Source organism: Shewanella canadensis, assembly GCF_003966225.1.
GTDB classification, from domain to species: Bacteria; Pseudomonadota; Gammaproteobacteria; order Enterobacterales; family Shewanellaceae; genus Shewanella; species Shewanella canadensis.
The window spans coordinates 260755-287750 of record NZ_RXNU01000003.1; the positions used below are offsets into that span (position 1 = coordinate 260755).

25 protein-coding genes are annotated in these 26996 nt (G+C 45.5%); 15 read left to right on the forward strand and 10 right to left on the reverse strand.

The features are described from left to right. Window positions 1-22: 22 nt before the first annotated feature. Complete coding sequence (locus EKG38_RS07275) at window positions 23-1036, reverse strand: glutathione S-transferase family protein (RefSeq protein WP_126519837.1); 1014 nt, start codon at window positions 1034-1036, stop codon at window positions 23-25. 169 nt (window positions 1037-1205) lie between these two features. On the opposite strand from EKG38_RS07275, the gene EKG38_RS07280 reads away from it, so the two are divergent. The 3 genes from EKG38_RS07280 (at window position 1206) to EKG38_RS07290 (ending at window position 4955) form a co-directional block, all read left to right on the forward strand. Continuing rightward, on the forward strand, window positions 1206-1877 hold the full coding sequence (locus tag EKG38_RS07280) for an alpha/beta hydrolase (RefSeq protein WP_126519618.1): 672 nt from the start codon (window positions 1206-1208) through the stop codon (window positions 1875-1877). Between the two features lie 365 nt (window positions 1878-2242). Then, window positions 2243-4156, forward strand: a complete 1914-nt coding sequence (locus EKG38_RS07285; protein ID WP_126519619.1) for a bifunctional metallophosphatase/5'-nucleotidase — start codon at window positions 2243-2245, stop codon at window positions 4154-4156. A 355-nt stretch (window positions 4157-4511) separates the two neighbouring features. Continuing rightward, the gene (locus EKG38_RS07290) at window positions 4512-4955 is read left to right on the forward strand and encodes an Hsp20 family protein (protein WP_126519620.1); all 444 of its coding nucleotides are present in this window, start codon (window positions 4512-4514) and stop codon (window positions 4953-4955) included. A gap of 127 nt (window positions 4956-5082) precedes the next feature. On the opposite strand, the gene ilvN is transcribed toward EKG38_RS07290, so the two are convergent. From ilvN to EKG38_RS07320, 6 genes are all read right to left on the reverse strand, one after another. Then, entirely contained in the window at window positions 5083-5577 is a 495-nt protein-coding gene (gene ilvN, locus EKG38_RS07295; protein ID WP_126519621.1) for an acetolactate synthase small subunit, read from the reverse strand. Beyond that, complete coding sequence (locus EKG38_RS07300; RefSeq protein ID WP_126519622.1) at window positions 5577-7298, reverse strand: acetolactate synthase 3 large subunit; 1722 nt, start codon at window positions 7296-7298, stop codon at window positions 5577-5579. The genes ilvN and EKG38_RS07300 overlap by 1 nt, the downstream gene beginning before the upstream one ends. A 556-nt stretch (window positions 7299-7854) precedes the next feature. After that, window positions 7855-9081, reverse strand: a complete 1227-nt coding sequence (locus tag EKG38_RS07305; RefSeq protein WP_126519623.1) for a multidrug effflux MFS transporter — start codon at window positions 9079-9081, stop codon at window positions 7855-7857. Between the two features lie 256 nt (window positions 9082-9337). Then, entirely contained in the window at window positions 9338-9970 is a 633-nt protein-coding gene (locus EKG38_RS07310; protein ID WP_126519624.1) for a class I SAM-dependent DNA methyltransferase, read from the reverse strand. A 170-nt stretch (window positions 9971-10140) separates the two neighbouring features. Next, window positions 10141-10611, reverse strand: coding sequence for a glutaredoxin family protein (locus EKG38_RS07315; RefSeq protein ID WP_126519625.1), 471 nt, complete (start codon window positions 10609-10611; stop codon window positions 10141-10143). Between the two features lie 206 nt (window positions 10612-10817). Beyond that, window positions 10818-11483 carry a glutathione S-transferase gene (locus tag EKG38_RS07320; RefSeq protein WP_126519626.1) on the reverse strand — a complete coding sequence of 222 codons (666 nt, stop codon included), beginning with the start codon at window positions 11481-11483 and terminating at the stop codon, window positions 10818-10820. Window positions 11484-11701: 218 nt separating this feature from the next. Between EKG38_RS07320 and trhO the strand changes: the two genes are divergently transcribed. Then, window positions 11702-12691 (forward strand): oxygen-dependent tRNA uridine(34) hydroxylase TrhO, encoded by a 990-nt coding sequence (trhO, locus tag EKG38_RS07325; RefSeq protein WP_126519838.1) that lies wholly within the window; start codon window positions 11702-11704, stop codon window positions 12689-12691. A 154-nt stretch (window positions 12692-12845) separates the two neighbouring features. Here trhO and EKG38_RS07330 read toward each other — a convergent pair whose 3' ends face one another. After that, on the reverse strand, window positions 12846-13646 hold the full coding sequence (locus EKG38_RS07330; RefSeq protein WP_126519627.1) for a slipin family protein: 801 nt from the start codon (window positions 13644-13646) through the stop codon (window positions 12846-12848). Then, entirely contained in the window at window positions 13627-15102 is a 1476-nt protein-coding gene (locus EKG38_RS07335) for an NfeD family protein (protein WP_126519628.1), read from the reverse strand. Before EKG38_RS07335 ends, EKG38_RS07330 begins: the two co-directional genes overlap by 20 nt. A 233-nt stretch (window positions 15103-15335) precedes the next feature. Between EKG38_RS07335 and EKG38_RS07340 the strand changes: the two genes are divergently transcribed. The 3 genes from EKG38_RS07340 (at window position 15336) to EKG38_RS07350 (ending at window position 17891) form a co-directional block, all read left to right on the forward strand. Then, window positions 15336-15845, forward strand: a complete 510-nt coding sequence (locus EKG38_RS07340) for an aminoacyl-tRNA deacylase (RefSeq protein WP_126519629.1) — start codon at window positions 15336-15338, stop codon at window positions 15843-15845. 175 nt (window positions 15846-16020) lie between these two features. Beyond that, window positions 16021-17403, forward strand: coding sequence for a molecular chaperone (yegD, locus tag EKG38_RS07345; protein WP_126519630.1), 1383 nt, complete (start codon window positions 16021-16023; stop codon window positions 17401-17403). Beyond that, complete coding sequence (locus EKG38_RS07350) at window positions 17400-17891, forward strand: CreA family protein (protein WP_126519631.1); 492 nt, start codon at window positions 17400-17402, stop codon at window positions 17889-17891. Before yegD ends, EKG38_RS07350 begins: the two co-directional genes overlap by 4 nt. Window positions 17892-18032: 141 nt before the next feature. On the opposite strand, the gene metG is transcribed toward EKG38_RS07350, so the two are convergent. Next, window positions 18033-20111: a methionine--tRNA ligase gene (gene metG / locus EKG38_RS07355; protein ID WP_126519632.1), complete on the reverse strand. Its 2079-nt coding sequence runs from the start codon at window positions 20109-20111 to the stop codon at window positions 18033-18035. 161 nt (window positions 20112-20272) lie between these two features. Between metG and apbC the strand changes: the two genes are divergently transcribed. The 8 genes from apbC (at window position 20273) to EKG38_RS07395 (ending at window position 26884) form a co-directional block, all read left to right on the forward strand. After that, window positions 20273-21388: an iron-sulfur cluster carrier protein ApbC gene (apbC, locus tag EKG38_RS07360; RefSeq protein WP_126519633.1), complete on the forward strand. Its 1116-nt coding sequence runs from the start codon at window positions 20273-20275 to the stop codon at window positions 21386-21388. 12 nt (window positions 21389-21400) lie between these two features. After that, the gene (gene udk, locus EKG38_RS07365; protein WP_126519634.1) at window positions 21401-22036 is read left to right on the forward strand and encodes a uridine kinase; all 636 of its coding nucleotides are present in this window, start codon (window positions 21401-21403) and stop codon (window positions 22034-22036) included. A 251-nt stretch (window positions 22037-22287) separates the two neighbouring features. Further along, the gene (pabC, locus tag EKG38_RS07370) at window positions 22288-23103 is read left to right on the forward strand and encodes an aminodeoxychorismate lyase (RefSeq protein ID WP_126519635.1); all 816 of its coding nucleotides are present in this window, start codon (window positions 22288-22290) and stop codon (window positions 23101-23103) included. After that, complete coding sequence (mltG, locus tag EKG38_RS07375) at window positions 23100-24107, forward strand: endolytic transglycosylase MltG (protein WP_126519636.1); 1008 nt, start codon at window positions 23100-23102, stop codon at window positions 24105-24107. Before pabC ends, mltG begins: the two co-directional genes overlap by 4 nt. Continuing rightward, the gene (gene tmk / locus EKG38_RS07380) at window positions 24104-24736 is read left to right on the forward strand and encodes a dTMP kinase (RefSeq protein ID WP_126519637.1); all 633 of its coding nucleotides are present in this window, start codon (window positions 24104-24106) and stop codon (window positions 24734-24736) included. Before mltG ends, tmk begins: the two co-directional genes overlap by 4 nt. Continuing rightward, a complete protein-coding gene (gene holB / locus EKG38_RS07385) occupies window positions 24736-25650 on the forward strand; it encodes a DNA polymerase III subunit delta' (protein ID WP_126519638.1) in 915 nt (304 codons plus the stop codon). The genes tmk and holB overlap by 1 nt, the downstream gene beginning before the upstream one ends. Window positions 25651-25657: 7 nt before the next feature. After that, window positions 25658-25984, forward strand: a complete 327-nt coding sequence (locus EKG38_RS07390; protein ID WP_012142984.1) for a PilZ domain-containing protein — start codon at window positions 25658-25660, stop codon at window positions 25982-25984. Window positions 25985-26095: 111 nt separating this feature from the next. Further along, the gene (locus tag EKG38_RS07395) at window positions 26096-26884 is read left to right on the forward strand and encodes a TatD family hydrolase (RefSeq protein ID WP_126519639.1); all 789 of its coding nucleotides are present in this window, start codon (window positions 26096-26098) and stop codon (window positions 26882-26884) included. Window positions 26885-26996: the final 112 nt, after the last annotated feature.

Consider the following 26996-nt stretch of genomic DNA (forward strand, 5'->3'; position numbering starts at 1 on the left):
ATTCGTATGGGCTTAGTATCGACTAGCGTTTGTCAGCCTTGTCTCGTCCATGCGGACTCAGGTAATCAATAAACGGGCCCTTAGGCACGATTCTGCTCGGATTAATCTGATCGTGGCTGAAATAATAGTGTTGCTTAATATGTTCAAAGTTAACCGTCGCTTTGATGCCTTCAACTTGGTATAACTCTCTCAGATAAGCTGAAATTGAAGGGTATTGCTCGATCGTCTGTCTGTTTGCTTTAAAGTGGCCCACATAAACAGAGTCGAATCGGATCAGGGTGGTAAACAGACGCCAATCGGCTTCGGTTATCGTCTCACCTGTTAAGTATCGCTTCCCTTGTAATATCTTTTCTACCTTGTCCAGGGCGTCAAACAGACTGTCGAAGGCTTCATTATACGCCTCCTGACTGGTTGCAAACCCGGCTCGGTAGACGCCATTATTTATCGAGGAGTAGACCCAGTCATTGATCTCATCGATATCTTCTCTCAGTGCCTCAGGGTAAAGGTCTATTGTGTTCCCGGTGAGGTGATTGAAGGCGGAGTTGAAGATTCGAATGATATCCGAAGATTCATTGTTCACAATCGTTTTCGTTTTCTTATCCCAGAGTACGGGTACTGTTACCCGGCCTGTGTAATCAGCAGAGGCGGCCTGATAGATTTGATACAGGAAATCTTTGCCGTTGAGCCGGTCGGTTTCAGCCCCTTTGATGTGCGAGGCTGCATCGCTCTGATTCGGGCCGGAGAACTCCCAGCCGTTATCTAACATATGGGGTTCTACCACAGAGACGCTGATATAGGCTTGCAGAGATTTTAGCTCCCTGAATATCAAGGTTCGGTGCGCCCACGGGCAGGCAAGGGAGACATAAAGATGATAGCGCTGCGCTTCGGCGATAAATTCGGGTTCGTTTTCATTCACAGACTCTCCTTCGGAGGTTATCCAGTGCCTGAACTGTGACTTCTCACGTACAAATTTACCGCCGTTCTCTTTGGTTGGATACCACTGGTCCTTCCACACGCCGTCTTGAAGTAATCCCATAACTTTTCTCATTATCGTCTCTTTGATGTATTGAGTGTAGGCGGTGATATTCAACAGGAAAAGCGAAAAGACTCGACAAGAATGAACGATTTTATTGAACGTTTGGGTCATAGCCATCGCTAAGGTATGATGTCGGTCACAAAATTGATGGCAAATTTAAAGGAAAAGAATGTCTACAAGAGTATTAGAGCGCATTACTATAGAGCCTGAATCAACCGCTACGGCTTGTGTGATCTGGTTGCACGGTTTGGGCGACTCGGGTGCAGGCTTTGCGCCTGTCGTACCGGCTTTAGGACTGCCTGATGATCACAGCATCCGATTTATTTTCCCCCATGCCCCGGAGCAGGCAGTAACCATTAATCAAGGTTATGTGATGCGAGCCTGGTATGACATTAAGGGCATGGATCTGCATAACAGGGCCGATATGCCGGGCGTGCTTGAGTCTGAAATTGCTGTTTGTGGATTAATACAGGAACAGATAGATGCCGGCATTCCTGCCGATAAAATCGTATTGGCTGGCTTTAGTCAGGGGGGCGTCATGAGCCTCTTCAGTGGATTAAGGTTTCCTGAAACGTTAGCGGGGATCATGGCACTGTCTTGTTATCTGCCGACGGCAGATCAATTACCCTCAGAGCTGAGCGAGGCGAATAAGGCGACACCAATTTTACAGCACCACGGTGAGCAAGATGATGTCGTACCTGTAACAGCCGGCAAGATGGCTAACGAGATGTTAATCACTAATGGTTATGATGTAGAGTGGAAAACCTACACTATGCCTCACACCGTTCTGCCCCAACAGTTGACCGACATCGCAAAATGGCTCAAAAGTAGATTAGCTTAAGTTAATGCTTGGTTAATAGAATGGTGTTTGGTGGTGTTGGTGTGTAACGACTTGTTCATAAATACAGACAATCGTTTTGAAACGCGTAAAGCGCTAACGCGTTGAAATAAAAAACTAAGCCTGGTGGGTGTACAGGCTTTTAAAAATTCCCTTCGCACCACCCTGAACCCCTGGTTCTTTCTGTTCTTATATGTGGACAATAGGTTATACAATATGCTTTGAAAATAAACATTTAGCCCACGTTTATTCATAAAGTTGACACAATTTCGATATATTCTTTGCTATGATGCTGTCAGCGAGATCATAGAATCCGTAATTGTAAAAAATGATGGTAATTAATTAAAGATAATCTAGGGGTTGATTGAATGACTAGTAAATTAATAAAAGGCTTAGTTGCCACAGCAGTATTAGCGGCATTAGCGGGTTGTAATAGTAATGATGATACTGTTGCACCAGAAAGTACTAAATTTAACTTAACAATTGCGCATATTAACGATACGCACTCAAGCTTTGATCCGACTTCTGTTGATTTTACAGCTCAAATTAATGAAGAAGATTTTAGTGTTCGTAGTTCCGCTGGTGGCTATCCTCGAGTAGCTACAGCATTAAAAAATGCACGTTCAGCAGCTAATGATTCCGGTAAGCCATTTCTTGCTTTACACGGTGGTGATGCTTTTCAAGGCTCTCTATATTTCAACGTACTTAAAGGTGCAGGTAATGCAACTTTGTTACGTGAGATGAATCTTGATGCAATGACAATCGGTAATCACGAATTTGATTTAGGCAATGAGCCATTGATTGAATTTGCTAATAAAGTCGATTTTCCTATTCTGGCGGCAAACCTTGATATTAGCGCTGACTCACAAATGAGTGATGTTTCTAATATCATGCCTTATATGATAAAAGAGTTTAATGATGAGAAAGTCGGTGTCTTTGGTCTTGTTCTAGAAGATATGGAAAGTATTTCATCTCCAGGTAAAGATCTTGTCTTCAAAAAAGAGATAGAAACTGCCCAAGCGACTGTTGATGCATTAAAAGAAATGGGAGTTGATAAAGTCATTATGGTAAGCCATATAGGCTTAGACCGTGATATCCGTATTGCAGAAAGTGTAAACGGTGTTGACGTAATTGTCGGCGGCCATTCTCATACTTTACTCGGCGATTTTAATAATATCGGTAATGGCAACGGCTCTGCGATTGCTGGTTATGCAGAGATGTTCACTAACCCTAATGGCACTACCAAGACGTGTATTGTACAAGCTGGTGACATTGCACAGGCAGTTGGTCAGGTTGATGTTAGTTTTGAAAATGGTGAGATAACTGTGTGTGAGGGTAACAATACCTTACTTATTGATAATGATTTTAAACATAAATATGACGGTGAAAATCGTGAAGCACTGACCGAAGCAGACCAGACTTCAGCTGAAAAATTTGTGTCTGAACAAAATAATATCGCCATCACAGAAGAAGATGCTCTGTTGCGCAGCATTATTGACATTGATTACAAACCATTAATTGAAGAGTTTGAAGGTAAAGTTATTGGTCAAGTATTTGATGCCAATGATCCAACCGATACTGGCATGTTAGATCATGTTCGCCAACCAGGTGTTGCACGCAAAGGTGCATCTTTACCTGTCACTGGTTCAGAAGCTGGCGCTCAAGTAGCTACTTCGATGGTTTGGAAACTTAATAAACAAGGCTATGGCGTTGATATGGCCATCACCAATAATGGTGGCGTACGTAACAGTATCGTTGCAGGGCCAGATGGATTGACTGCTGGATATATCGTCGGTTCGCTTCTTTACTTTAGTAATGAACTCGCCATTGTTGAGCTTAAAGGCGCTGATATTACTCAATTGCTTGAAGATACTATCAACTATTCGTTGACTACGTCTTCGGGATCTTTCCCAACTTTTGCTAACGTTGAGTTTACGTTTAACGGTCTAGCTGTTGCTGGTGAGCAGATTGAAGGCTTAAACATTTGTCCAGAAGGTGTTTCAGCGGGTAACTGTTCGGCGATTAATTCTGATACTGTCTATAAAATTGCGACAAATGCCTACATTGCTGGTGGTAAAGACGGTTACGAGATTTTTAATACTAAGAAACAGTCGGATGTTGTTCTTTCTGGATTTGTTGATAATGAGTCAATGATTGAATATGTCGAGGCATTGACATCAGAAGGTAAAGCATTGGAAGAAATTCCTACAGGCCTAACCTTTATAGCGCCAGCTGGATTCATAATTGACAACCCTATTGTTAAATCGGAAGACAATCAATAATCTGAACGCTGAAACGAGATTCTACTTTACTTAACTATTGATTGGGTTGAATCGAAATTCAAAGTGTTGTCTAACTAAAACTGCCGCTAATTAGCGGCAGTTTTTTTAAGTATTTATCAATGAATTATCAGTAGTGGCTAAATTGTTTATTTCATTTCAATCAGAAAAGTTAAGGCTATGGCTTGAAAATTATTTTTACGTCCTTATATCTAATAGTAGAGTCGCTCAACGAGGGCTCTACTACTTTTTAACTTTTAACTTTTAACTTTTAGCTCTGAGGAGTAAAAGTTGAATCGAATAGCGCGGCATTGTCGGCTAATTAAATTATATATTGCTTTATAAAAAGGATATACACATGCGTAATTATGATCTCACTCCCCTATACCGTAGTGCCATTGGTTTCGATCGTTTAGCCCAGCTTGCAGAGCATGCGGCCTCGAACAAAGGCAACTCAGGTTATCCCCCGTATAATATCGAACTGCTTAACGAAAACCGTTATCGTATCACCATGGCCGTCGCTGGCTTTACAATGGATGAACTCGATATCACCAGCGAAGGCGATAAGCTACTGGTAAAAGGTACTAAAGCCGAGCAGCAAGAGAAAGAACGTAAGTACCTCTATCAGGGCATTGCCGAGCGTGGTTTCGAGCGTACATTCCAGTTGGCCGATTACGTGACAGTGGTTGGCGCCAACCTTGAAAATGGCTTACTCAATATCGATCTTCAACGTGAGATCCCAGAGGCATTAAAGCCACGTAAAATTGAGATAGGTACTTCGAGACTGATCGATTCTGAATAGTTGGTATTAGTTTACGGCCTGGACTCTGTGAGCTAAAACTGATTCAAATAGAAAATGATTCAAACAAAAAGGGAGCCTGAGCTCCCTTTTTAGTACCTGACTTAGCACTTGAGTGCTGAAACGATTATCAGGCTCTCATCGCCTTCTCACCGCGGGCTATTCCTACAACACCTGAGCGTGAGACTTCAACGACTTTGGTGACATCACCGACTGCAGTAATAAAGGCATCGAGTTTTTCACTCGTTCCTGTGAGCTGCACCGTATAGAGATCGGCAGTAATATCGACGACCTGTCCACGAAAGATCTCCGCTGTGCGTTTAATCTCTTCACGCATACTGCCCTTGGCTTTTACTTTAACCAGGGCTAGCTCTCTCTCAATATGATCCGACTCGGTAATGTTTGATACCTTGAGGGTATCGATAAGCTTATGCAGCTGTTTCTCTATCTGCTCGAGTGCCGCTTCATCAGCCACCAAAGAGATGTTCAGACGAGATAACGTGATGTCATCTGTCGGCGCAACGGTTAACGTTTCGATGTTGTAGCCGCGCTGAGAAAAAAGCCCGACAACCCGTGAAAGCGCACCAGGTTGGTTTTCAAGTAATACAGATATAATACGACGCATTAGCTTTTCTCCGTTTTGCTCAGCCACATTTCGCTCATCGCTCCACCGCGGATCTGCATGGGGTAAACGTGTTCAGTTTCATCGACATTAATATCGACAAATACCAGCTTATCTTTCATGGCCAAGGCTTTTTCAAGGCCGGATTCAAGTTCTGCAGGATCGCTGATGGTCATCCCCACATGTCCGTATGCTTCGGCAATTTTGGCAAAATCCGGTACCGAGTCCATATAGGAGTGAGAGTGACGCCCGGCATAGATAATATCCTGCCACTGTTTAACCATACCTAAGAAACGGTTATTGAGGTTGATGATTTTAACCGGAGTATCGTATTGCAGCGCGGTAGAAAGCTCCTGAATGTTCATCTGAATCGAACCATCTCCGGTTACACAGATAACGGTCTCATCAGGTTTCGCCATCTTTACTCCCATCGCTGCAGGAAGGCCAAAGCCCATAGTGCCGAGTCCACCGGAGTTGATCCAACGACGTGGCTTATCGAACGGATAGTAGAGCGCGGCAAACATTTGATGTTGGCCCACATCGGATGCAACGTAGGCATCACCCTTGGTTAGCTTATGAAGCGTTTCAATTACTTGTTGAGGTTTGATTTTTTCACTGCTTTTGTCGTAAGCCAGGCTCTTACGGCTGCGCCAATGACTGATCTCACTCCACCAAAAGTCGATAGCTGCTTCATCAACAACCACTTCACCGCTCGAGTCCAATTGCGCTAGCATCTCATCGAGGATCTTTTCGGCAGAGCCAACGATGGGGATATCGACCCGAATGGTTTTCGAGATAGAGGAAGGGTCGATATCGATATGTAATATGGTCGCGTTAGGGCAATACTTGTCAATATTGTTAGTGGTGCGGTCGTCAAAGCGTACACCTATGCCGAAGATAAGGTCGGTATTGTGCATCGCCATGTTGGCTTCATAGCAGCCGTGCATACCAAGCATACCTAAGCTATTTTTATGGGTGCCGGGAAATGCACCCAATCCCATCAATGTGCTGACAACCGGAATATTTAACTTTTCAGAGAGGGCTAATATCTGCTTATCACATTCAGAGATAATCGCGCCACCACCGACATACAGAACGGGTTTCTTTGCTTTTAACAGCGCTTGAACGCCACGACGGATCTGCCCTTTATGCCCAGTTGTTGTTGGGTTGTATGAGCGCATACTGATGTCATCAGGATATTTATATTCATGCAATATGGCTGGATTCATGCAGTCTTTCGGTACATCGATAACCACGGGGCCGGGACGGCCACTGGCGGCGATAAAGAAGGCTTTTTTGATGATCTCGGGAATGTCTCTGGGATCTGTGACCAGAAAACTGTGCTTAACGACGGGTCTTGAGATACCTATCATGTCGCACTCTTGGAATGCATCGTTACCGATTAAGTTACTCGGTACCTGGCCCGAGACAATAACCAGTGGAATTGAGTCCATGTAGGCTGTGGCAATACCCGTGATCGTATTGGTGGCGCCGGGTCCTGAGGTGACGAGTACTACGCCGACTTCACCCGTTGCACGCGCATAGCCATCGGCCATATGTACGGCTGCTTGTTCATGACGGACGAGAATGTGTTCGATTTTTGATTTTTCGTGTAGGGCATCATAGATATCTAACACCGATCCGCCTGGATAGCCGAATATATGTTTTACGCCTTCGTCAATAAGAGATCGGACGATCATGCTGGCGCCTGATAGCTTTTCCATTTGTAAACCCTCATAAGTTACCGCTACGGTATGCAGTATCTCGCTACAGCGACGGTAATCGCTTGAATTTATGAGTTTGGATGGTGATCCTAAACTCTCGATATGTCGATTAACTTAAGGTATGAAGTTAACGTTCACCTTGTAAGGTGCGACACCTGTTTCAAATGAACAGAATTTCATCATATAAAATTAAGCGCGCAATTCAAGCCTTTTATTGAAAAAATAGAGATAAATGAAAAAAATTCACTGTTCATCATAGATCTTCATGGCTGATTGTAAGGTTATAAGTTGAAAAGTGATAAATATGTAGAGGTTAAATCTTAGTATTCAGGCAGGTGAGAACATCAGACAACACATGAACTCAGCTATTACAGAGTGTGAAAATGGCAGGTATGGCAAAGGTAAATGGTTACTTTTGTCCTAAACCGTAGGGCTAAAGCGTAAAAACGCCATAACGACTATTCTTACACTTAAACCCTGTCTCGATCTCAGCCTTTAATAATTATTACTCAAAGCTGGAATCTATTCTCAGATAAGGGTGTTATACCAATTGGTATTAACTCTGGTTTTGAACGCCCGTCGGTGCGTAAAACTGACACACTCCCACTAAGACCACTGCGCTCAGCATCAGAGCCGAGAAGGGCACCGCAGTCCCTGTATAAAACAGGGCTAATAATGGACCCGCTAGCGCACCGCATCCGAAACGTAGTGTGCCAATGACCGCGGTAGCCGTGCCGGTCTCCTGTTTAAATTTCATTAACACTATCGCGTCGGCATTGACTGACATCACACCAAGAAATCCCATGAAGGGAATAAGGGTCGCAACGGTAAAACTGAGACTTAACCCAAACCAATTTACCGTAAATAGCGCGGAACCGGCCAGCATGGCGAGTATGGTCGATACCCTGAGCATTCTCTTCGAACCATAACGACCTACGATACGGCTGTTGATCACGTTGGCCAACATAAGTGCGCCTACATTGGTACTAAACAGTATGGCGAACAGAGACTTATCAAGACCGAAAACCTCCATATAGACGAAGGGGGAAGCGGTGAGATAGCAAAAAAAGGCAAATGAGGTTAATACCCCACTGGCAATATGCAGTTTGACTCCGGGTTTAGTGAATACGACCGCATAGGCACCGAAGAAAGACTTCTGGCTGCGGCTTCCTTTATCACTGTCACTGGGCATTTTTAGCTTCCATAGCACCAGAGATAACAGGATACAGGCATAGAAAGCTAAGATAAAAAAGATAAGATGCCACTCGCCAAATTCTAAAATCAAACTACCCAGGCTGGGGGCTAATAATGGTGCCAGCATCATGATCAGGCTGACATAGGACATACCTTTGGCCGTATTTTCTCCATAGACCTCTTTTATATACCCTGGCACAACGACGGTTGCGGCTGCGCCGATAAATGCCTGGGCGAATCGAAGCGAAAGAAACGCCTCGATACTGGTGACAAAAGCCAATGCCAGACTGACAAGCATAAAGCCTGTTAAACCGATGATGACCAGAGGGCGTCTGCCTATTCGGTCGGCTAATGGCCCAAAACTGAGCATACCCAGCGAGTAACCCGCTAAATATAGACTTAAAGATTGCTGTACCGTGGTGATGTCGGAATGAAAGCTTGCGGCTAAGGTCGACATGGCCGGTAGGTACATGTCGATCGCCAGCGGTGTTATGGCCACGATTGCCGATAACATAGGGATCAATAGGGCAAGGTTTAAGATGGCTGAGGGTTTTGAAACGGTCTGCGCTTGAGTTGGATCTGTTTGCACTGATACCTCTTAAGATAAGAATAAAATCAAAATGAATAAAGATTGGTCATTGGATGACGATTTTTTACCGGAAACACTATCTAATACCGATTGGTATAAGCAGGACTGGAGCCTGTCATTTGTGAGAGCAAATATTGTACGGTTAATGATGAATATTAGCCATGGCTATTTATCCTTTTTACCCGATTTGAACATTAAAATTTGTAACTAAACTTTCGCTTCCAAACCTAGGGGGGGGCCCACAGGTTTAATATCGCTAAAGTTGTGCGATGATAAACAGATCAGTGTTGTCAGTTCCATCTGGTTTAGAGGTAGTTTTACGATTCACATCGATAACTTTAAACCCGCTTTCGTGCAAGCATCGGGTTAAATGTTCGGCCCGATGAAAGTGAGTGAAGACCCTGTCTCCTGAGCTCGACACATCAAATTTAGAGGCTTCATAATCGCCCTCCATGGTGCTGATATAGATGATGCCTTCGTCTCTCAATAAACCTGAGGCATCAGCTATTAGCTTTCTTGCATCATCTTTAGAAATGTAAGGTAAACAGAATCCACACATAATCGCATCGTACTTGCTATCTACCTTGTGAATCTCTCTGCAGTCCATCACATCAAACGTCGCGCCGGGATTGTTCAACTTTGCCAGTTCAACCATATTGGGCGCCAAATCGGTACCATGAATGGTTAATTGTGGACACAGGTTTAATAGGAGCCGACTGATATTGCCTGGTCCACAACCAATTTCGAACAGTGAGGGGCTGTCTTTATCATTTAGCCGCTGACAGAAAAGATCGAAGGTGTCGTCATAAAGCGCCATATCCATATATTTGTCTTGATATTTTTGGGCTAATTTATCAAATGTATTGACGGTAATGCTGTATTTATCCAACGGTATGACCTCAACGGAAATGGCATAAAAAGGTGTTTAACATGACATTAGATTTACAAGATACACCATCAAAATTCAAGTTATCACTTTCAAACAGCTTGTTTGAATATTAAATGATAGCCAGCTTCCGATATTCAGGTGAACTGCTGTGATATTTGCGCAGTTAACTTTTAGGATTTGTATCGCCGTTCAAAGCCGGATGCACTAAAACCATGCATCTTATGTTTTTTACCTATGAGTATTAATGGGTAGCCGGTCCCTCCCTTTTTCTTAAACTCCTTCATCCGCTTCAGCAGCTTCTCGACATCATATTCAATATAACGGATCTTGTTATTTTTAAAGTAGTTTCTTGCCTTTTCACAGTATTGGCACCAGGAGGTAGCGTACATGACGATTTTTTTCTTTACACTATTTTTCGGCTCGCCAGAGTCGGCGTTTTCTGTAGATGAAGTGAGGGCTGAAAGCTGAGTTGTCGGACTCAGTATCACATCGACAGGTTTTACATTGCTACTGATCGGAGGCTGATCGCCAAAATGGACATTACCATCACTATCCTTCCACTGGAACACCTCTGCGAACACAGTCACAGAGAATAACAGGGATATGATTGTAACCAAGATAATCGATGCTGTTTTGCCCATAATTAGAATTGCAATCCTTTGTCTATGGTTTTGTTATGCCCAAGCTAAATACAGCTCTGTCGACCGATTATTTAGATTCTTTCTAAAACTACAGCATTTCTTTATATTACTAAACTCATTTTCTGTATCGGATGTTCAGTGGCTGATTCGGGCTTGTTTAGAGCAATGAGTTAAACACTCACCAGGTTCCCTCGCTATCCCGGTTATCATTTCTGCTTTGTCTCTTTGCCGAACAGAAACGCCTCTTCACTCTCAAGCCAAGTGGGGTATTTCTTCATGATATGGGTAAAGGTCGTGCTTGCCAGATGGTGACTCAGCCATCGCTGCACATTAGGGTAGGGTGACGCTCTGAACCAGGGTTTGTTTACATGGGCAAATTGACGCACAAAGGGGAAAATGGCAAAGTCGGCGATACAGGGTTTAGATCCCAGCAGTTGTTCATGTTTAGCGAGTAGTGTTTCAAGTTTAGCTATAAATTGTTCACCCTGTTCTCGGTAATTTTCTTCGCGCTGCTCAGGGTGTCGATCGGCATATTTATACTTATCAAGCCAAGGTTTAAATTTATAATCGTTGGCGTCGATCAATGCCTTAGCTATCTCCTGCTTGTGTGGCTCCTCTATAAGCAAGAGATTGTCTGGATCATCGCGCTTCAGGGCCCATATCATGATATCCAGGCTTTCATCGATAACCTCACCATCTTGTAGAATCAAAACCGGGACGGTACCTTTGGGGGAGGCATCGAGCATGGGCTGAGGTTTATGTTTTAGGACTATTTCACGTAATAAAACCTGAGAACCCGAAAGGTAGATGCCTAAGCGCGCTCGCATGGCATAGGGGCAACGTCTGAATGAGTATAGGGTTGGCAGCGTCATATGAGGCTCATTTTTATTTGTGATTATGTTCATATGATGTGGATTTTTGGGTCAAAAAACAAATCTGTCCTTTGTCACCATAATACCCCTACATTTTGTCTCTGTTTGTTTATCTGTGACTCGGGTAGAATTCTCGGCTATTTTGTATGCCTGCTCACATTTTTGAGCTGGCTTATTTTGCACTGGGGATTAAGCTCCAGCGAGCAGTTGAGGTTGATATGTCCCAGGTTGTTGTGTGTGCGCTTTATAAATTTGTTTCTCTGCCCCATTTTGAATCGATACAGAAACCCCTGTTGGCGGTGATGGAAGAGTCTGGTATTAAAGGGACCTTACTGCTGGCCAGTGAAGGGATCAATGGTACGGTTGCCGGAAACCAAGCCGCTATCGACAGCTTGTTGGTTTGGCTGAAGCAGCAACCTGGACTCGATAACATAGTGCATAAGTTCTCTTTCGATGAACAGATGCCTTTCTACCGCACTAAGGTCAAACTTAAAAAAGAGATCGTCACTATGGGGGTCGAAGGAATCGATCCTCTGAAGGTAGTAGGCACTTATGTTAAGCCGAACGACTGGAACAAGCTGATCTCAGATCCCGATGTGTTGTTGGTGGATACCCGTAATGAATATGAGATCCAGATAGGGACGTTTAAGAATGCCGTGGACCCTAAAACCGATACCTTTCGTGAATTCCCCGCCTATGTGAAAGATAATTTGGATCCAGCGAAGCATAAAAAAGTGGCTATGTTCTGTACCGGTGGTATTCGTTGTGAGAAGTCAACGGCCTACCTGAAAGAGCAAGGTTTCGATGAGGTGTATCATCTTGAGGGAGGCGTGCTTAAGTATCTCGAAGAGGTTAAGCAGGAAGAGAGCCTATGGGAAGGTGAGTGTTTTGTATTCGATAATCGCGTTGCGGTAAATCATAAATTGGAAAAAGGTCAGTATGATCAATGTAATGCTTGCCGTATGCCAATCACTGAAAATGAAAAAGCGAGCGAAGCCTATGTTCAGGGGGTGAGTTGTCCCCACTGTATCGATTCTACATCAGATAAACAGCGCCGTCGTTTTGAAGAGCGTGAGCGTCAGATGCTTCTGGCAGCGAAACGAGGTGAGGCGCATATTGGCAGCGATGTCAGCCAGGTTATCTTATCGAGGCGCAGTGAGAAAGAGGATCAGAGACAAGCACAACTTAAGCTGAATAAAAAAGCTTAAATACAATATGTCGCCTACACTCCTTTGTAGCGTGAAAGGGTTATGCTGTATCGGGCGATAACTTACGCAGTATTTAAAAAAGCCATCTAGTGCTAGCACTAGACGGCTTTTTTATTGGGCTCCCCCCGTCCTAAATAAGGTTGTTACTGACTATTTAGTTCTGTTTATCTGAATCCTTTGATGACTCACCCTTACCTTTGTTAAGCACTCCATTGAGCAAGTCCATCGGCATCGGAAATAAGATGGTCGAATTTTTCTCACCGGCAATCTCGGTCAGGGTCTGTAAATATCTCAGTAAAATAGCATTGGGTTCCTGAGCAAGCTTAGTTGCTGCTTCAACCAGTTTTGCCGAGGCTTCCATCTCACCGGATGCATGAATGACTTTGGCTCTACGGGTTCGTTCGGCCTCGGCTTGACGTGCGATGGCTCTCACCATGGTTTCATTGAGGTCCACATGTTTTATCTCAACATTTGAGACTTTAATGCCCCAACCATCGGTACGTGTGTCGAGAATGCTCTGTATGTCGGTGTTTAGCATCTCTCTATTGGCGAGCATCTCATCGAGCTCATGTTGTCCTAGGACCGAACGCAGCGTCGTTTGAGCCAGTTGTGAGGTAGCCTGTAGGTAATCCTCCACATTGATAATGGCTTTTTGAGAATCGATCACCCGAAAGTAGATCACCGCATTCACTTTGACCGAGACATTGTCCCGGCTGATCACATCTTGGGTTGGTACGTCCATGACAACAGTACGCAGATCGACTCTGACCATCTGTTGAATAATGGGAATAACAATAATGAGTCCAGGCCCTTTCACCTTGTAAAAACGCCCGAGCAGGAAGATGACTCCACGTTCATATTCTCGCAAAATTCTAAATGCGCTCAATAGCAGTGCGACAACCAGAAATACTATCGCAAGGCTAAACATAGCGCCATTATGAAGGATGGGATCCATTGTCACGCTCCTTGTTGTTAGAACAATTCTCAACACCTGATGCAAGCTTGTCCTGAGTATTGTCGCTTGTTGCTTTCAAAATAAGGGTTAACTCTTTAATACTAACCACGGTGACTCCTTGGCCTTTGTATAGTGGGGTATCGGTCATTGCTGCCCAGCGTTCACCACCAAGTAATACATATCCCTGCGTATCAAAGTCGTCGAGCACCACCGCTTCTGCGCCAATGATGGCTTCCTGGCCACTGACAATGCTGTTCTTTCGTGAGCGCCACAGAAAGCTTAAGATGAAGAGGAAAAACAGGACACTGAAAGTGGTGACTGCGGCAATAACCGGAATAGAGATTTGAAATTGAGTCTGCTTGGTATCGATAAGAAATATTGAGCCTGTGGTGAAGGCAATAATTCCGCCCACACCAAATATGCCAAAGCTCGGCATCATGGCTTCGGTAATAAGCAAACCTATTCCCAAAAGCAGCAAAGCCAGACCCGCGTAGTTGATCGGTAAGAGTTGAAACGCATAAAGGGCGATGACCAGACAGATGGCTCCTGTGATCCCTGCGACGCCAATCCCCGGACTATAAAACTCGAGTAATATGCCGTAGATGCCCAGGATCATCAGGATATAGGCAATATTCGGGTTGGTGATGGTGGATATAAATTCGTTGCGCCAGTCAGGGATAACGGGTTTCAGACTCGCCTGTTTTAGTGACAGGGTACGCGGCTGATCTTTAACCTTTACTTCCCATCCATCCAGAATGTTCAACAGATCCTGAGGGGAGTCGGCAAGAAGCGTGATCACATTTTGTTCCAGTGCCTCTTTAGCCGTTAATGTCGCTGCCTCCTTAACGGCTAACTCTGCCCATTCTTCGTTGCGTCCACGTAACTGGGCCAGAGAGCGTATATAAGCGATAGAATCGTTGAGGACTTTCTTCTCCATCGCAGATTTGGTCGGTGCCTTGTCTTGGTCTTTGTCGTCTTTACCTGTCGGTGCGGCGGGGCCGCCTATACTGACCGGTGTTGCGGCGCCCAATGTTGTTGCCGATGACATGGCCGCAATATGACATGCATAGAGTATATAGGTCCCAGCACTGGCGGCACGTGCGCCCGGTGGATGTACCAGACAGGCAATGGGGACATCAGAGTTGAGTATGACTTGGTTTATGTCGCGTAAGCTGGAGACTAAGCCGCCAGGAGTGTCGATGACGATAATGACCAGAGGAGCAGCGTTGTGATTGGCGGCCTTAATCTCAGTCATCAGGTAATCACTCACGGCCGGGCCTATTGCCCCTTTAATACTTAAGACCGGCACCTCTTGCGTAGTGTCAGACACTGATGTTAACAGGACCGAGCTTACCTGAGCCTGTGCAAGTGCCAGGAAAAAAAAGGGAAGTAAAGCTGTTATCAGTTTAAGGAAAGTTAACCTCAAAGCCGATAACTTAGAGATAGATGCACACATAAGATAACTCTTCGATAGCATTATCTTTTAGTTTAGGCGATATAATACCAGTCGGTAGAAGAAAGTGATCTACTCAGCGTTTTTTTGGCAAACTAATTCAAGGCGAATGGATGAAGGAATGGTGCTCCCTTAGATATTATTTATGCCCATAAAAGCGTCGTTTGTTCAGCCTTAGCTATAATTAGCTTAGCGTCATTTCACGTTCAAATTACCAACGATGGGAGGTTATTATCATGGCCATAGCAATGACTCTTGAATCGTTTCTTAGTGACAACAAGGTTAAATACTCCCTTGTTAAGCACCGCAAGACCTTGTCATCTCTCGACTCATCGGCATCGGCGCACCTGCCGAGTTCTCAGGTAGTGAAAGCTGTGTTATTAGTCAATAACGAGGGCGATTTCCTGATGGCTGGCGTGGGTTCCGGCCATAGGTTATCTGTATTAAAAGTCAGTGAGCAGATGGGGGAGGCTTACCACCTGGCTGATGAAACTGAGCTGGCGACTCAGTTTGCCGATTGTGATGAAGGCGCCATTCCTGGGCTTGCCGAGGCGTATGGGTTAAAAATGATGTTAGATAATCGGTTATTCGATGAGGAAAAAGTGTATCTCGAAGCCGGAGATCACCGACATCTTATCGAGATCAATCATCAGCAATATACGCCATTACTGTCAGGTACCCTGTTAGCCGATATCGGAGGTACACCGATCGGTGCGCCGGAATTTGGCGATCTTGAGCAAGCCTGATTTGAAACATGGGTATTAGCGCAAGTTAATACCCCATTTTCTCAAAATTGAGTCAGGATCGTAACGATGAGCTTAACTTTTGTCATGAAATGACGCTTCCCCCTTTTTACTCCCGCCATAGTGTGCTATTTTTCACGGCTTTTTTATTTGTTGCTTTTACCTTTGGGGCGAGTGAATGTTTGTTGGTTTTGATTATGGTAGTGCGAATTGCGCCATAGGGGTTATGAAAGGGGATGGCGTCAGATTGTTGCCTTTGTCGGTGGGATCAAACTATCTGACCTCTACTCTTTATGCGCTCGACAGAGAGCTTATCGCAGAAGCGGTATATCAGCAGATGCCGACTCACCTGAAAGCCGATTATGCCAAAGCCCGTTCGGCTCAACTGAGCCGTGCTCGTCATGCAAGACGCGAGTTAGATTTAGATAGTGACGAACAGGCTGTTTTCGTCGGTGAACAAGCCGTTAAGGCATACTTGGATATGCCTGAGGATGGTTTCTATGTCCGTTCGCCAAAATCATTCTTAGGGGCTACAGGTTTAAGAGCCGATCAGGTGGCCCTGTTTGAAGATATCGTCACTATGATGATGCAGCATATAAAGCAGATTGCCGAGTCGAAACAAGGCTTAGATAGTCAACACGCCATTACTCACGCTGTTATCGGCAGACCCGTAAATTTTCAGGGGATCGGCGGTGAAGAGAGTAATAAACAAGCCGAGTTGATTCTTCGCCTGGCGGCAAAAAGAGCCGGTTTCGTCGATGTCGATTTTCTGTTTGAACCTTTAGCGGCGGGAATGGACTTTGAGGCGAGCCTAAACGATGACAAAGTGGTTCTGGTCGTCGATGTCGGTGGTGGTACTACCGATTGCTCAGTGGTCAAGATGGGACCATCACATATTAACTCAACCGATAGGACGGGTGACTTTCTCGGTCATAGTGGCCAAAGAGTCGGCGGAAATGACTTAGATATAGCACTGTCTATGAAGGCCTTCATGTCTCACTTAGGCCTAGGTTGTCATATGGTCAACGGTCTGCCTGTACCGAGTAAACCTTTCTGGAATGCCGTGGCCGTTAACGATATCAGTGCTCAACGTGACTTTTCATCATTAAGCTCTCGCAAGATGATTGAGGAGTTGATTAAAGATGCTAAGAAACCTGAGCTGTTAGAAAGGCTACTCAAGGTGCAGCGAGACCAGTTGGGTTATCGAATCGTTCGCAGTGCCGAGCAGGCGAAAATTAGTCTGTCGGATAATGAGTCTGTCACAATGAAGCTCGATTATATCTGCTCTAAGCTCAGTACCGATGTGAGTCGGGCCCTGTTCGCCGAAGCGGTAGCGGCGCCGAGCGCAAAAATCGAAGCCTTGATGCGAGAAGCGTTAGCGACTGCCGGCGTTGAACCCGACGTGATCTATGTGACCGGTGGTACGGCAAGAAGCCCGGCTATCTATAACAAGATCGCAGGATTATATCCCGCTATCCCTATCGTAGTAGGCGATCATTTTGGTAGTGTAACGGCAGGATTAACGCGATGGGCGCAAAAAGTATTTAAGGAAGGAAGATGAAAGTGTTGACGACGCTCGGCAAAATAACCGCTGCAGTCATTTTGCTGGGAGGCCTGAGTGCCTGCGGCGATGATGTAGGTAAAGTCAGTCTGGGGCTCTTTACCACTAAAGATGTGATTATCGATGCCAGGCAAGATCCTAAGCTCGCCGGTGTAACTTGTCATATCAGCCGTATCGAAGCCAACTTGAGTCTGGCCGATCCTTCTGACATGAGTATCTCTTGCAGACAGACAGGGCCAATTTCGGCGATGGAGATTGCCAATATCGATAAGAGCAAGAGTGGTGAAATTGTTTTTAAACAGTCACTCAGTATCTTGTTTAAGACGCTAAAAGTGCGTCGTATCTATGATGAGGACAGTCAAACGTTACTCTATCTCTCTTATTCGACCAAAGAGACCAAGGGTAGCCACAAACACGCTCTGTCGACCGTGCCCCTTTATGGCACCGATGCGTGGATTCAATCTGGTGTGCCGATTGAAAAGCCCTAAGTGCTGTTAATTCAGGAGCAATCCTTAGAGGATAACCAAGCCTCGTTTTACAGAGCGAAATGATTAAATAAAAAGGGCCGCATCACTGCGGCCCTTTCTTATGTCTAACTGTCACTTACTGCGGGGTCACTCACTGGGGAGTTACTTCACTCGCATACCAGGCTGTGCACCTTCGTGAGGCTCCAGTATCCACAGATCTTTGTTACCGGGACCCGCGGCCAATACCATACCTTCTGACATGCCAAAACGCATCTTACGCGGGGCAAGGTTTGCCACCACGACGGTGAGCTTACCTTCAAGATCTTCAGGCGCGTAGGCTGACTTGATGCCGGCAAAGACCTGTTTGGTTTCACCGCCTAAGTCTAACTCTAGCTTAAGTAGCTTGTTCGCTTCCGGTACATGTTCGGCCTTAGCGATACGCGCGATACGAAGATCTATTTTGGCAAAATCTTCGAAGCTTATCTCATCCGAGATAGGGTCACTTTCCAGTGGACTGCGAGTATCTACCACGATGTCACTGGTTTCAGCCGTCTTTTTACCTTTCTTGGTAGCCGTTGGCTCAGTGGTTGCCTGCAAGTTGTCTTTCGAGGCTTCGATGATCGCTTCGATGTTCTTCATATCGATGCGTTGCATCAAGGCTTTGAATTTAGCGATTTCATGACCGGCGAGATCGGCGCTCAAATTATCCCAAGTCAGTGGGAACTGAAGGAAGGCTTCGACATCATCAGCCAGTTTTGGCAGTACAGGCTTAAGGTAAGTCACTAAGATGCGGAAAAGGTTAAGTGCATTACTGCAGACCTGATGGGCTTCTTCTTGCTTAGCTTCATCTTTAATTAATTGCCAAGGCGCTGCATCGGCAACATAAGCATTGGCGAGGTCGGCCAAAGCCATGATCTCACGCATCGCCTTACCGAACTCACGATTCTCATATAACTCTTCGATCAACGTTTGCTTACCAAGGAAAGTCTGCTCAAGGCTGGTATCAGCAACTTTAGCTAACTTGCCATCGAAACGCTTGCTGATAAAGCCAGCGGTGCGTGAAGCTAGGTTAACCAGTTTACCAACCAGGTCTGAGTTAACACGCTGGGCAAAATCTTCAAGGTTAAGATCGAGATCGTCAATACGGTTGCTGAGCTTAGCCGCATAGTAATAACGCAGGTATTCAGGGTCTAAGTTGTCAAGGTAAGTACGGGCCTTGATAAAGGTGCCTTTAGACTTTGACATCTTAGCGCCGTTAACCGTGACATAGCCGTGAGCGAATACACTGGTAGGTTTACGGAATCCCGCACCTTCGAGCATGGCTGGCCAGAATAAACTGTGGAAGTTAACGATATCTTTACCGATGAAGTGATACACCTCGGCGGTTGAGTCTTTAGACCAGAAGTCGTCGAAGTTAAGATCTTCACGTCTGTCACATAGGTTTTTAAACGAACCCATGTAACCAATAGGAGCATCCAGCCATACGTAAAAATATTTACCTGGCGCATCAGGGATCTCGAAGCCGAAGTAAGGGGCATCACGGCTGATGTCCCACTGCTGTAGACCCTGTTCGAACCATTCGGCAAGTTTGTTGGCGATCTCATCTTGAATCGCGCCAGAGCGAGTCCACTCACTTAGCATGGTTTCAAATGCAGGCAAGTCGAAGAAGAAATGCTCAGAGTCCTTCATCACAGGGGTTGCACCAGATACGGCCGATTTAGGATCAATCAGATCCGTAGGGTTGTATGTCGCGCCACAGTTATCACAGTTATCGCCGTACTGATCTTCGCTCTTACACTTAGGGCAGGTGCCTTTAACGAAGCGGTCCGGAAGAAACATCGACTTTTCTGGATCAAATAACTGCGAGATAGTGCGAGTCTTGATAAAACCGGCATCACGTAACTTGAGGTAGATTTCACTCGAAAGTTCGCGGTTTTCAACACTGTGAGTGCTGTGGAAATTGTCAAATTTGATATTGAAGTCAGCAAAATCCTGCTGATGCTCTTTATTGACCTGAGCAATCATCTCTTCCGGTTCGATACCCAGCTGCTGAGCCTTAAGCATGATAGGCGTACCATGGGCATCATCGGCACAGATATAGTGACATTCGTGTCCACGAAGTTTTTGGAATCGTGACCAAATATCGGTTTGAATATATTCCAGCATATGGCCTAAATGGATAGGTCCATTGGCGTATGGAAGTGCGCTTGTCACTAGGATTTTACGTTGTGAATTTGCCATCTTGTCTCAAAATCAGTAAGGAGCCCAAAAAGAATGGCATAGATACTAACCGATCCCAGCGAGACTTTCATCAAAAGGTGATTTAAGTGGGTTAAATCTACACGAATATTCGGGTCATTTTCTGGTACACTTGGTCAAATTTTTTATAGGGGGTAGCACTTTTGTCTTCAGCTTCTCAGAATTACCGTCTCAACGACGATCTTCTCGGGCCAGTTTTGGCCATTTTGGACGCATATCAAGATCCGTATTTAGCACAAGGTTTGGTCAGTGCTGGCTGCGTAAACAAGTTATCAATGAACGGTAAACGTTTGGAGTTGGGTCTTTGTTATCCATATCCTTGCATGACACAGTACCGTGATACCGTTATGGCGATAACGAAAAAGCTTGCTGTGCTAGATGCAATCGATGAAGTGGAGTGCGAAATAGACTTCCAACCTGCCTCTATCTCTGCCATTGGCGGTGTTGAGCCGATTGAGAATGTGAAGCAAGTGATTGCCGTCGCCTCCGGTAAAGGTGGTGTAGGTAAATCAACGACTGCGGTCAACTTGGCATTAGCCTTAGCAGCCGAAGGCGCTAAAGTGGGCATCCTGGATGCCGACATCTATGGTCCCTCTATTCCGTTAATGTTGGGTGTGACTGACTTTAAGCCTGTCTCGCCTGATGGAAAAATGATGACGGCAGCGACAGCCCATGGCATTACGGCACAATCTATCGGTTTTATGTTAGCCGATGATGAAGCCGCTGTATGGCGTGGCCCTATGGCTGCCGGTGCATTAGCCCAGTTGTTGAATGAAACTCAATGGCCGGAGCTCGATTATATGGTCATCGATATGCCACCGGGGACGGGTGACATTCAACTCACTCTCTCTCAAAAAGTGCCGGTGACAGGTGCGGTGGTGGTGACAACGCCTCAGGATATTGCCCTTGCTGACGCCAAGAAAGGCATCAGCATGTTCCGCAAAGTGAACATTCCTGTGTTAGGCATTGTCGAGAACATGAGTTTTCACCTGTGTAGCGAATGTGGTCATAAAGAACATCCTTTCGGCAGTCATGGTGGCAGCAAGATGGCCGAGCGTTATCAGGTTCCTCTTTTAGGAGAGTTACCGCTTAAACTCAACATCCGTGAAGACGTAGATAATGGCACACCTACGGTTGTTGCCGACCCTGACGGTGAAGTGGCAGCACTTTATCGTGAGATAGCAAGAAAAGTGGGAGCTCAGCTTGCACTCACCAAAGTACAATCCAGTGTTTCAATCAGTATTTCAGATGACGAATAAGGTTTTATCAGCATGAATTCTCAGTGTGTCATTATCGGTATCGCAGGGGCGTCAGCCTCTGGAAAAAGTTTAATCGCAAAAACCATCTACGAAGAGTTGTGCCGTGATCTAGGCACCGACCAGATAGGTGTTATTGCCGAAGATGCTTATTACAGAGATCAGGGACATCTGTCGATGGATCAGCGGGTACTGACTAATTACGATCATCCTAAAGCACTCGATCATGAGCTTTTATGCAGCCATTTAACGGCCTTGAAGTCCGGTGAGGCGGTAGAGATCCCTACTTACAGTTATAACGAACACACGCGTATGGAAGAGACCATTAAGATGACGCCTAAGAAGGTGATCATCCTGGAAGGTATCTTGCTGCTGACCGATCCGGTTCTTAGAGATACTATGGATGCGAGTGTCTTTATGGATACGCCTCTGGATATCTGTTTTATGCGCCGCCTTTCTCGCGATGTTGCCGAGCGCGGCCGTACTATGGAGTCTGTAATGTCACAGTACACTGAGACTGTTCGTCCTATGTTCTTGCAATTTATCGAACCATCTAAGCAGTATGCGGATATTATTGTTCCTCGCGGTGGTAAAAACCGTATTGCGACCGATATTCTCAAGACTCGAATTCAGCATCTGTTAGCAAAATAATACGCTTTATACCCGAGCTATTTCGTGAAGGCCGCCATGGAGGGTGGAGATGTCGTTTATGTTGGGGTGACTAACGACCTTAAGTTGTGCATATTGGAGTCGCTTGGCTATAGAAAGCGAACCTACATTTTGATTCTATTTTCGTCACAGTAACGAACATAGTGAGCACAACCCAAGGACAGAGGAGTGTATGGGTTTTAAAGGGAGTAAGCGAATGGCTATATTTGCGCCAAACACAGGTTTGTGTGGTCATGACTGAAGTTTGGGTGAATGGGAAACAAGATTACCAGATTGACCCACTCGAACGTGGATTAGCCTACGGTGACGGACTGTTTGCGACCATGCGTTTCAGTGGTGGTGAGGTTTTGTTTTTACGGGCCCATTTGCAGAGGCTGACTCAGGGCGCGAAACGGTTAGGTTTCGACTGGTGCGCCAGTGATCCGCTCATTGCTCAGATTAAACACCTTGCGATGACCCATGGTGATGGCTGTATTAAGCTATTACTTGGCCGGGGTGTCGGCGGACGTGGTTATGCTGCGCCAACTTCCGGACTCATTACAGAAGTCATCTCTATACATGCTATCCCCAGCCATTATTCACAATGGCAAATTGCCGGAATATCGTTGAAGAGCAGCGATGTTAAGCTGGCACATCAACCCTTGCTAGCCGGTATTAAACATCTTAATCGTCTCGAGCAGGTATTAATAAAATCAAAGCAACTCGCTTCCGGTTTTGATGATTGGTTAGTGATGGATCAAAAGCACAATGTTATCGAGTCATCGATGGCCAACCTGTTTCTGGTTGATGGGAATAGAGTCGTCACACCAAGCATTGCTTTGGCGGGGGTTGCAGGAGTGATGAGAGAGCAGGTCATCTATGCACTCATAGAACGAGGTTTCGATCTGCATATTACTGACGTTAGCTATCAGCAACTGTCTCAATTTGAACATGGGTTTATTACTAACAGCCTGTTTGGCCTTGTCGATATTAACCGAGTTGATGATCTTACCTTTGAGCGGTCACCTTTTACAGATTCAATAAGAGACTCTTTGCACCTTACCTTATGAAAAAAATTGTTATAGCGCTTGTCGCAATCAGCTTTACTCTGCTTACTCTCGCTGGTGGGGTTGGTATTTGGGGTTATAAAAGCATTACCTTGTATAGCCAGTCGCAACTCAACCTTATTCAGGCTGAAGATCTTGAACTCAAACGCGGTACCTCATTTTCACAGCTTGTGACGACGTTGGAGAAACGGGAATTAGTGACCGATGGCTGGAAGTTGAAGGTATTGGCTCGTCTTAAACCAGAACTTGCTAAAATTCGCTCAGGATTTTACGTTATAGAGCCCGGTGAGACCGTTAACGAACTGCTTGAAAAGTTGGTTGAGGGAAAAGAGAAAGTCTTCAGTGTGACGCTTATAGAGGGTCAGAGCATCAATGAGTGGTTGGCGATATTGGAAGCCTTACCTCAAAGTCAGTTTGTTGATGATGTATTCAGGCGTGTTTTAGCCGATCAGGGAGATGAGTCAGGTCTGCCTGAAGGTAAATTTTATCCCGACACTTATCACTATGTTGCCGGTGATGATATTCAGTTAATCGTAACTCAAAGCTATAACAAAATGCAGCAAGAGTTAGCCGCCGCCTGGGCGCAACGGGCTGAGGACCTTCCCCTTAAGTCTCCTTATGAGTTATTGATCATGGCATCGATAATTGAAAAAGAGACCGGCAAGGCCAGCGAACGTCCCTGGATATCGGCTGTATTTGCTAATCGCCTCAATAAAGGGATGCGTTTACAAACCGATCCAACCGTGATTTACGGCATGGGAGACAGGTACCAAGGTAATATTACGCGCAAGGACTTAAGAGAGCTAACTCCCTTTAATACATATAGAATTAATGGACTGACACCAACTCCTATTGCGGCGCCAAGTGGCGCATCACTGCTTGCTGCGGCGCAGCCAGCAGACGTGAACTACCTCTATTTTGTTTCCAGAAATGATGGCAGCCACGTATTTTCAAGAACATTAGTCGAGCACAACCGTGCCGTAAACAAGTATCAGAGAAATCGATGAATAGCGAAAACACCAGTAAATTTATTGTGATCGAGGGGTTGGAAGGCGCAGGCAAGTCCAGTGCAATATCCCTTGTTCGGGACTTTATCGAGAAGCACACAGGTAAGGCTCCTGTGTGTACCCGTGAACCCGGCGGTACACCATTGGCTGAACGTATGAGAGATCTCGTTAAAATTGCCGATGAGAGTGATCCTCTCTGTGACGAGGCTGAGTGTCTTCTCCTTTACGCGGCAAGAGCTCAGTTAGTCGCCAACGTGATTAAGCCGGCCCTAACTCGTGGAGAATGGGTGCTTGGGGACAGGCATAACCTTTCGTCACTGGCCTATCAAGGGGGAGGACGGGGCTTGATGGAGTTAGTCGAGGTCGTGAGTCAAGCCACGCTGGGAGATTTTAAGCCTGATTTGACTATCTATCTGGATATCGATCCTGAGTTGGGGTTAAGTCGCGCCGCAAGCCGGGGTGAGTTAGACAGGATAGAGAAGCAAGAGCTGGATTTTTTTGAACGTGCTCGTGGGACATTTCTCTCATTCGCATCGAAAGATGATTCCATTGCCGTTATCGATGCAGGTCAAACGATGGCTGAAGTACATAAAGATATTCTTGCGTTATTACAATCAATGGAGTGGTAATGGATCTGCCTTGGTTGACCCCAGTTATCGGTGATTTTTGTGAGCAACTAAAGTCTCAACATATCGGTCATGCTTACCTTGTTGGGGTGCACAGCGGATATGGCGGTGAAATCCTCTCCTTAGCCTTTGCCAAGGCTGCGCTATGCCAGACGGTGACATCGCAGGGAGCATGCGGGTTCTGTAAAGCGTGTCTGTTAGTCGAAGCGAATAACCATCCGGACTTTTATCATATTGTGGCCGATGGTAATCAAATTAAGGTCGATCAGGTGAGGGAGCTTTGCCGAAAGCTGACCGCGACATCACAGCAAGGCGGGAGGCGCGTTGCCGTTATAAGCAACTGTGAAAAATTAAACCAGGCCTCGGCGAATGCCCTACTAAAAACTCTCGAGGAGCCCGGTAAAGAGACATTATTACTCCTACAGTCAGATACGCCTTCGCGGTTGATGGCTACCATAAGTAGTCGCTGTCAACGGATCCATTTTCAGGCACCAACACGCGAAGAGATCAAGGCTTGGCTACCACAGGGAGCGGGTGTTAAATCCGATGTAACCTGGTGTCTGCCGGTGATGGGCGGGCCCTTGGAGTTAGCTAATGCACTGGAAGGTGACCGATATGCCGCCTTGCTTCAGCTAAGAAAAGACTGGTCTCAAAGTTTGTCCTCTGGTCACCTGTGTGCTAATTTAATTAATATAAATGAAAAGCAAGTTTCTGATGCACTTAAAGTTTTATACCTACTTTTAAGGCAGAAATTAGTGAAACAGACAGAATTAGATGCATTGTTGAGAGTGAGAATAACAGAGTTCAGCGCGAAGGTGATGGCGACTTACCATCGTCTTTTACTTATGCCGAATGTAAATTATTTAGCCTTATTTCAATCATTTATATTAGAATACAACGAGATGGGTAAAAAGTGATCGGTTTATGATAGATCTAGTTGTTAATTTTGACACCCTACATCAGCTTTACCGCGCTTACATGCCCTTTATTAAGCCGGCAGGTTTGTTCGTTGCGACCACGGAAAGCCATTATCTGGGGCAAGAGTTAACGATAGCGTATCAACTTCCCGGCTCAACCTCTAAGCACCAGTTTGAGGGGGTCGTGGTTTGGATCAATCCATTAGGAGCCTCAGGTGGTCGGCCCGCAGGGATTGGTGTGAAAATATTAACGGATCCCGATACCCACAAGCACCATATTGAAAACCTGTTATCCAGAGAGCTCGCGTCCGGTGATTTGACCTGCACCATGTAGGTCTGTATCCTTCCATCCTCTGTTATTACTCAGCAAAATCCCGGCTAAATTAATCACTGCTTGGCTTTACTGATTAGATTTTTTTGTACCAATTAACTGCTGGAAGTTCCCGTGCTCATCGATTCTCATTGTCATCTTGACCGTTTAAAAGCGGCGCCCGATCATCAAAGTATTCAACATATCCTTAAAGAAGCTAAAAGCAGAGGGGTTGATTATTTCCTCTGTGTTAATGTCCGTCAAAATGGCTTCGAGTCTATGCGCGATAAGATGGCTGATTTTGATCAGGTGTTTCTTTCGGCCGGTGTTCACCCTCTGGATGTCCAAGAGGGGTTAGATGCCGTTCAGCTACAGGAGTTTGTAAAAGAGCCTAAGGTGATTGCCATAGGTGAGACCGGCTTGGATTATTTTTATGCCAATGAAACAAAGGCCCTACAGCAGACTTGCTTCGAGCAGCAGATCGAGCTGGCAGTTCAAGTCAATAAGCCTTTGATCATTCATACCCGTGACGCTCGTGAAGATACACTGAATTTTTTGAAAAATGGACACGGTGACAAGGTCGGCGGCGTGTTGCACTGCTTTACCGAAAACTGGGAGATGGCTAAGGCCGCTATTGATCTAGGTTTTTATATTTCGGTTTCGGGTATTGCGACCTTTAAAAATGCGGGTGAGTTGAGAACCGTCATTCGTAAGGTGCCTAAAGACAGGCTGCTTGTCGAGACCGATGCGCCCTATTTAGCCCCGGTACCTCATCGCGGTAAAGAGAATCAACCCGCATTCGTCAGGGATGTGGCCGAGTTTATTGCTGAGTTACGTGGCGAGAGCTTCGAGGAATTAGCTCAATACACCACAGATAACTTCTTTAATCTGTTTACCGATGCAGCCAAACTTGCAGGTCGATAGCTAATAGCTCGATAGTGAAATCTGTCGAAAAAAAGACAAAAAAAGACCCAAAACTATTCCAATTGTTCTGGGTCCAGGGGAATGGCTCTGTTTAAAGAGCCGTGCGCTACTG